We start from the raw sequence: 7,278 nt of genomic DNA on the forward strand, positions 1-7,278 counted from the left end.
ACAGATTCTCTCCTAAGAATATTAAGAAAATCTTAAATATACATGGGTACGATTTGAGGGGGCTAAATTGCTAAAATGCTTATGCAGTAGGAGTTCAGTCCCCTGTAGTACATCTGGACGGGGGGAACTTCAGTTTAAACCGGGCGCAAGCCTTGCGCCCCTACAATTCTAATCCACCAATTAAGGTGTACCATGCCAGTAACTTGCTTCTAGCGAAGCGAGTATGACAAATGACCAATGACCAATGACCAATGACCAATGACCAATGACCAATGACAAATAACTAAAACTGCCCATTCCCCTGAACCACCTGTTTCAGTGTGGTTAACGTCTCCAACGTAATCATCCCGCGACGATACCCTTTTTGATTAGACATCCCCAGAAACACCGAGTCCCCACGTTTGGGGTTGCGGGAAAATCGTGGTGAGGAATTGAGATACACCGAAGCACTATCCACTTTTAGGGAAAATTGGCGACTTTCCAGATAAGACTCAGTAACTAAGCAGTCAGCATGGCGGCTACTGTATTGATTAATCCACGCGATCGCATCTTCGCTGCTATCGACTAATTTAAAAGCTACCACCTTATCTAAGTAAGGTTGACTCCATTCGGATTCCGATGCTAGCGTTAGCTGTTCCGGGAATTTTGCCACTAATTCGGCATCCGCTTTTAGTTTAAATCCTTTGTCACTTAAACTCTTACAGAGATTCATTAACGAGGATGGCTTTTGATTGCGATGGATCAAGACTTTTTCAATCGCATTCACTGGATCAGGGATACTGACGTGGCTGTCTAAAATAATCGATCGCACCCCATCCCAAGTTCCTGATGCGGACCAGTAGAGATAGCAGTTTCCCATCGCTGATCTTAAAACGGGTACCGTTGCTTGTTGCAAGACTTGCTGCACTAGCGTTGGGCGTCCATAAGGAATCACCAAGTTTAAATAGTCATCCCGTGTGACTAAATCTCGCATAGAAGCCCCCTGTTCTGAAGGGAACAATTCCAAACAACCTGAGGGTAAACCCGCGTCGTCCAAGGCGTTCTGTAACGCTTGGGCAATCACTTGATTGGATTGACTGGCTTCGCTACTTCCTTTTAATATCAGACTATTTCCCGTTTTAATACAAAAACCCGCCGCGATCGCACCTAACTCAGGGAACGCCTCATAAATTAAAGCAATCACGCCCAACGGCATCATTTGACAATAGGTTTGAGAATGGTCAAGTTGATAAGACGCATTCATCACCCGACGAATCGGATCAGATAATTCCCCAATCCGCTGCAAAATCCCAATCGCAATCTGGAGTCGTTCTGGCGTTAGCTTCAGCCAATCTAATACCAAGTCAGGAACTGCCATTTCGCGACTGGCTTCCAAGTCCATGGTATTGGCATCCAAGATATCATCAAACGCATTTTGCAGGGCTTTTACCATCGCTTGAACGCCGCGCGATCGTTCAACTCCTTTTGTGGTTGCCAACACCACAGATGCCCGATATGCTCTGGCAATCACACGGTTGGACTGAGGCGTAGGATCAGAGGCTTCCATATCCATCATTTACGAACGCCGATAAGCTAACCACACCATAAGCGCTGGCAACACGGCTAAAATCACTGCCAGTAATGCCCAAAGAATTATAGAAGGACCGGTTGGAGATTGCAGCGCTAGGGGTAACCAGACAATCAATAAAACCAGCACGATCAAGAGGGCTACAGGTAAGTAGCTTTCCCCAAGATTCCCCTGGGTACTCACCCAGCGATGACCTGTCCAACGCCACGTTTTTTTGTATGGATAAGTCGTCGATAATTGCTCGATTATAAGCCCATTTTCTTCAAGAACGAAAATTTGCTGACAGCGATTACAGCCAAAGGCTTCCGTCAGGGTAATCGGCACTAAACACCCCCGCCGCCGACAAGGGCAGGGATATTCCTTACTTAAATCTATCTTTTGAGTTTTCTGAGGTGGCACAAGCGCTATTCAAAACCAAGATTACGTTGATGATTGAGTGTTCCTGATTGCACGATCAACTTGCATAGTAAATCACTATAGCTTGAATTTATCCCCACAAATTCCCAACAGAGATTTTCTTGGAGACGCCCATGCTCTAATATTAGCGCTTTCCTTTCCGATAACCGGAACCCTTCACCAATTTTTGATTGGGCATCGACAAGTTATATGCAACAAACTATACTCAACAAACAAAGCTCCAACAGCTTCGCTTTTTAGTTAAGCGGGTAACGCGATTCGAACGCGCGACATTCACCTTGGCAAGGTGACGCTCTACCACTGAGCTATACCCGCACTTAATTTTTCTCTTTTTTGCTTTTTATAGTCTCTCAGAATAATCCAGGTTTGTCAACTTATTCGTTATTTTCCATAACTCCCTTGCTCCGAGACATGCCAGGGCATGTCTCTACATGATTACACGATTCTCAGTGGCTCATGAATTCGCAGACTCATTGTATTCAGAAGCTGACTCTGAAGGAAGAGACCGCCCCGATGAAACAGGCAAGGACTGAGTAGTTCCTGCTGGATCATAAGCATTATAAGAGGTTGAGCCATTTTGCCCCTTAAACTGCTGCATTAAACTCGCCATTTCTAAGGCACTCATGGCATATTCCCAACCCTTATTGCTCTTGATTCCTGCTCGTTCTAAGGCTTGCTGCATCGTATCAGCCGTTAGAATTCCAAAGACTACAGGAATTCCAGTTTGAAAGCTAGCGGCGGCAATGCCCTTAGAGACTTCAGCCGCCACATAATCAAAATGGGGGGTTTGACCGCGAATGACAGCGCCCAAGCAAATCACCGCATCATAGCGATGGCTAAGGGCAGCTTGACGAGCCATGAGAGGGACTTCAAAACTACCTGGCACCCAGATATAATCAACTTGGGAGCCATGAGGATTGGGATCGACACCGTGGCGTTTTAGGCAATCTTGACACCCGGCTAATAGCTTCTCTGTGACTAGGTCATTAAATCGACCGATAATAATCGCCAAGCGCAGGGAGCTGGCTGATGTAAAATTCCCCTCAAAAACTGCCATGGCTGTCTTTCCCCTCTTGCGTCATGAGCATCTGTTCGTGGTAGAAGCCCCGTCTGAATTGAATGATTCAGGCGGGGAGACAGTCAGGCTACCACAAAATAGTTCAGGACGCCAACCACAATAACCAGAGCCAGCCAAAGCCCTGAACCTAGCCAAATCAAATTTTTGGATTGCTCCCAGTTTTGGGGGGTAGCATAGGCGACAGGGACACCCACCACCATGACGAATGACAAAATGACCAAAGCTGCCAGTGATATTTGAAATAAGATAGACATTTCCTGTTTGTGCCTTTCAAAACGTTAAATCCTTCTGATTTTGACACTCCTCAGCCTAAAAGGCATGAGGATTCTTCATTCACCGAGCGCTCTTACTGAGAGATAGTTACCTATCAAACAGCCTAGGAGCATCTCTCCTGAAGCGTTTGCCCCATTTCAAGAGCTAGTTCCGGTATGCCCTACCGTACTAGAGAAAACAAAATCTTAGGTTTCAAGCGTGCTTGTTGCTTAAACCTTTTACCTGTACAAGCTGTTCTGTACAGAATCCTCTAAGCCTAGTTTTCAAGGTACAAATGCCTTTCGGCTAAGGGTTTTAAAAGAGGTTGAATACCCTTTCCTCCAAGTTAAGTCTAATATAAAGTCGTCCTAGAAGGACGGGGCTTTAGACTCAATCTTCCGGTAAGCTACCAAAAATTGACCCGTTTTTTTGAAAAAACTGAAAATCAACAACAAGGCAAATGGCACAAGGTAGGAGTGAGAAGACAGACAAATGACAAATGACGAATAACAAAGGACAAACCATGGACTTAATCCTGTGTCACACAATTAGCGACTTTGATGCCCTAGGAGCAGCCGTCGGACTGACGCGCCTGAAAACAGGAGCGAAACTTGTCCTAACAGGGGGCGCTCACCCGGCGGTTCGGGATTTTTTGGCACTGCATCGAGATGAGTATGCTTTGATTGAACGACGTTCGGTTAAAGTAGACCAAATTCATTCCCTCGTCGTGGTGGATACCCAAAAGCGCGATCGCTTGGGGAAAGCCGCTCAATGGTTCGACTTGCCTCATCTTACTGCCATTGAACTTTACGACCATCACGGCGACACTCATAGTGATATTCCTGCCACGTTCCGACAGGTTGAATCCGTGGGTGCCACCACAACGCTCATCGTTGAGCAATTACAACAAACCTCAATCCAATTAACCACAGCCGAAGCCACAGTGATGGCACTCGGTATCCATGTAGATACAGGTTCTTTAACCTTTGACCAAACCACCCCACGGGATGCCATGGCTCTGGCTTGGTTAATGACACAAGGAGCAAATATACGTCAGATTGCCGACTATGTTGATCCCGGACTTTCGCCCCAGTTGCAACAACTGCTCACCACAGCCTTAGACCAGTTAAAATCTCAACCCTACCAAGGGTATACCCTGTCCTGGGTTTTTCTGAAGACTCCCAACTATGTACCGGGACTCTCAAGTTTAGCCTCACGATTAGTGGATTTGACGGAAAGTGACGCCCTATTGCTAGCAGCAGAATATGGGGGAGCTGGGGGAGCTGGGGGAGCTGGGGAAGCTGGGGGAGCTGGGGAAGCTGGGGGAGCTGGGGGAGCTGGGGAAGCTGGGGAAGCTGGGGGAGATGTTCCAGTGAAACCTCTAGAAGATGTGAGTGAATCCAACCATCAACACTCAAAATCATCCCGCCTGACGATAATCGGGCGATCGCGGATTCCTGGCACTAATTTGAATGCGCTCTTACAACCCCTAGGTGGAGGTGGACATTCTCAAGCCGCCGCCGTCACCCTACGCCATGAAAATCCCCCAGAGGTTCTACCCCAACTCGTTGCTCAATTCAAGGAGCAAATTCCCCAACCCCTGAGCGCCCTGGAGTTAATGTCATCTCCGGTGCGAACCATTCGCCCCGATACCACCGTTGAAGAAGCACAGCGGATTTTGCTGCGTTATGGGCATTCTGGACTTTCTGTTGTCGATGAACAGGATCAATTAATTGGGATTATTTCACGGCGAGATATTGATCTGGCACTGCATCACGGTTTAGGTCATGCCCCAGTTAAAGGATATATGACCCGAAACCTGAAAACTATTACCTCCCAAACCTCACTGCCAGAAATTGAGTCGCTGATGGTGACTTACGATATTGGACGCTTACCCGTGTTAGAGAATGGGCAGTTAGTCGGGATTGTCACTCGTACCGATGTCCTGCGACAATTGCGCCAAGATCAAGAGCGCTGGGGAGAGACTTGCCCAATCCAGATGACCTATCCCTCATCCCGTCTGTTGAATATGCGGGAACGTCTGGCTCCTGCCCTGTGGCAATTGCTCACTCAAGCCGCCCAGGAAGCCCAGGAACGGGGTTGGCATCTCTATTTAGTGGGGGGAGCCGTTCGTGACTTATTGCTGGCGGATGAGAGCCAACCTTTGCTCCTAAAAGACGTGGATTTGGTGGTTGATGGGTTTCATCGGGCGGCTGATGTGGGCGCAGGAGTAACCTTGGCAAAAGCCTTACGAGAACGGTATCCGAATGCTCGCTTAGATGTGCATGGGGCGTTTCAAACGGCAGCATTGTTGTGGCATAATGACTCGGTGCTGGATTCTTTGTGGATTGATATTGCCACGGCTCGGACTGAGTTTTATCCTTATCCGGCGGCGAATCCGGAAGTGGAAGCCAGTTCTATTCGCCAGGATCTCTATCGGCGAGACTTTACCATTAACGCCATGGCAGCCCGACTGACGGGGAGGCGAGGTGAAGCGTTGCCCCTACTGGATTTTTTTGGCGGGATGTTGGATTTGCGATCGCGTCAAATTCGAGTTTTGCACGCTAATAGTTTTATCGAAGATCCGACTCGCATTTACCGAGCGGTGCGATTTGCCGTGCGTTTGGACTTTGAACTGGAATCACAAACCCAAGACTATATCCAGTATGCGTTAGAGAGTGGCGTTTATGAGCGATCGCTAAGAGCAAATACGCGAGCGCCTGCTCTGGAAACCCGATTAAAAGCTGAGTTAAAGTACATCCTAGAAGCCCCCTATTGGCAACGGGCATTACAACTCATCGGCTCACTCGGAGCATTACGCTGTCTTCATCCCAGCTTAAAGCTTGACCCATTGTTATGGTGGCGTGTCCGTCTAATTGACCGTTGGTTACGACGCTTTGATCCGCAGCAAACCCTAAAACATTGGCAGATGCGTCTAGAGGTGTTAATCGCCCATTTAGAGCCTCAAGAACGTGGCAAAGTGGCAGAAAATTTACAACTGCCTAATGATAGTATTGAGCGACTTCAGCATCTAGGACAAGCCCAAACCGAAGTGGTGGAGTCTCTACCCCAATGTCAGCATCCCAGTGAAGTCGTATTGCTGCTACGTCAGTATAAATTACCCACATTGGTTTTGATTGCCGTACACAGTTCTAGAGCAATTCGGCGCAAGTTGTGGCACTATTTCACAAACTTGGCAACCGTGCAAGCTCCTCTTAATGGCAATGATCTCAAAGGTTTGGAGTATAAGCCAGGACCACACTATAAAGAGATATTAGATGCCCTGTTAGCCGCAACTTTGGATAGCGTGATTCAAAATGAGGCAGATGCCAAAATGTTTTTAACCAAACATTATCCACGGACTCGTCAAACTTGATGACCAATGTATTTTACCAAGTCGCAAACTGCATAAGTTCGACTGATCACGACTTCAGGATTGAGTTATTGAGCCATCCAGGTAAAGATTGTGAGGCAAGGGGAAGTTCTATGACTGGCAAACCCTTGTCCTCTAGACCCACAATAAACTGCCTTTCGGCTAAAGCGTTAAAATCGGGATAATGCTCAAAAATCCAACGATTGAGAGGGCGCTCAACCCGTGTTTCCAGTAGGGTTTTAATCCGCCGCCCCCGAATAATAAATTCTCCCCCACCTGCATCCTTACACTGAGAACTTCCAACACCAAGCGATCTAAAAGCCTCCTGCTCAAGCATCCATATCTATGGTGTCACTACACCAGCGCGAAACGCTATAATTATTGTGCTAAGTAGGTTGGTGGAAATAAACTCAACTATATTAAGTTATGTAAACAAGCCTCAAACTCTTACAAAGGACGAATGACGAATGACGAATGACGAATGACGAATGACGAATGACGAATGACGAATGACGAATGACGAATGACGAATGACGAATGACGAATGACGAATGACGAATGACGAATGACGAATGACGAATGACGAATGAC

The 7,278-nt window shown here is 47.2% G+C and carries 6 protein-coding genes and 1 tRNA gene; 1 reads left to right on the plus strand and 6 read right to left on the minus strand.

The window, feature by feature from the left end; genetic code table 11:
* Window positions 1-283: 283 nt before the first annotated feature.
* The 5 genes from RIG27_RS14325 to psbZ all read right to left on the minus strand — a co-directional run bounded on the left by RIG27_RS14325 (window position 284) and on the right by psbZ (window position 3,316).
* Window positions 284-1,546: a glutamate-5-semialdehyde dehydrogenase gene (locus tag RIG27_RS14325; protein ID WP_446341182.1), complete on the minus strand. Its 1,263-nt coding sequence runs from the start codon at window positions 1,544-1,546 to the stop codon at window positions 284-286.
* 9 nt (window positions 1,547-1,555) lie between these two features.
* Window positions 1,556-1,966, minus strand: a complete 411-nt coding sequence (locus RIG27_RS14330) for a hypothetical protein (protein ID WP_446341172.1) — start codon at window positions 1,964-1,966, stop codon at window positions 1,556-1,558.
* 261 nt (window positions 1,967-2,227) lie between these two features.
* Window positions 2,228-2,299 (minus strand) — tRNA-Gly (locus RIG27_RS14335).
* Between the two features lie 139 nt (window positions 2,300-2,438).
* The gene (ribH, locus tag RIG27_RS14340) at window positions 2,439-3,041 is read right to left on the minus strand and encodes a 6,7-dimethyl-8-ribityllumazine synthase (RefSeq protein WP_446346155.1); all 603 of its coding nucleotides are present in this window, start codon (window positions 3,039-3,041) and stop codon (window positions 2,439-2,441) included.
* Between the two features lie 83 nt (window positions 3,042-3,124).
* Entirely contained in the window at window positions 3,125-3,316 is a 192-nt protein-coding gene (psbZ, locus tag RIG27_RS14345; protein ID WP_446341174.1) for a photosystem II reaction center protein PsbZ, read from the minus strand.
* A gap of 521 nt (window positions 3,317-3,837) precedes the next feature.
* On the opposite strand from psbZ, the gene RIG27_RS14350 reads away from it, so the two are divergent.
* A complete protein-coding gene (locus RIG27_RS14350; protein WP_446346160.1) occupies window positions 3,838-6,690 on the plus strand; it encodes a CBS domain-containing protein in 2,853 nt (950 codons plus the stop codon).
* A 46-nt stretch (window positions 6,691-6,736) separates the two neighbouring features.
* Here RIG27_RS14350 and RIG27_RS14355 read toward each other — a convergent pair whose 3' ends face one another.
* A complete protein-coding gene (locus RIG27_RS14355; protein ID WP_446346158.1) occupies window positions 6,737-7,024 on the minus strand; it encodes a hypothetical protein in 288 nt (95 codons plus the stop codon).
* Window positions 7,025-7,278 lie beyond the last annotated feature (254 nt).

It is taken from the genome of Coleofasciculus sp. F4-SAH-05, assembly GCF_040222985.1.
Classification (GTDB): Bacteria; Cyanobacteriota; Cyanobacteriia; order Cyanobacteriales; family Coleofasciculaceae; genus Coleofasciculus; species Coleofasciculus chthonoplastes.

Bases quoted from the DNA above. Each gene is read 5' to 3' on its own strand.
- psbZ (WP_446341174.1), bottom strand. From the start codon at position 3,316: ATGTCTATCTTATTTCAAATATCACTGGCAGCTTTGGTCATTTTGTCA.
- RIG27_RS14325 (WP_446341182.1), bottom strand. From the start codon at position 1,546: ATGGAAGCCTCTGATCCTACGCCTCAGTCCAACCGTGTGATTGCCAGA.
- RIG27_RS14355 (WP_446346158.1), bottom strand. From the start codon at position 7,024: ATGCTTGAGCAGGAGGCTTTTAGATCGCTTGGTGTTGGAAGTTCTCAG.
- ribH (WP_446346155.1), bottom strand. From the start codon at position 3,041: ATGGCAGTTTTTGAGGGGAATTTTACATCAGCCAGCTCCCTGCGCTTG.
- RIG27_RS14350 (WP_446346160.1), top strand. From the start codon at position 3,838: ATGGACTTAATCCTGTGTCACACAATTAGCGACTTTGATGCCCTAGGA.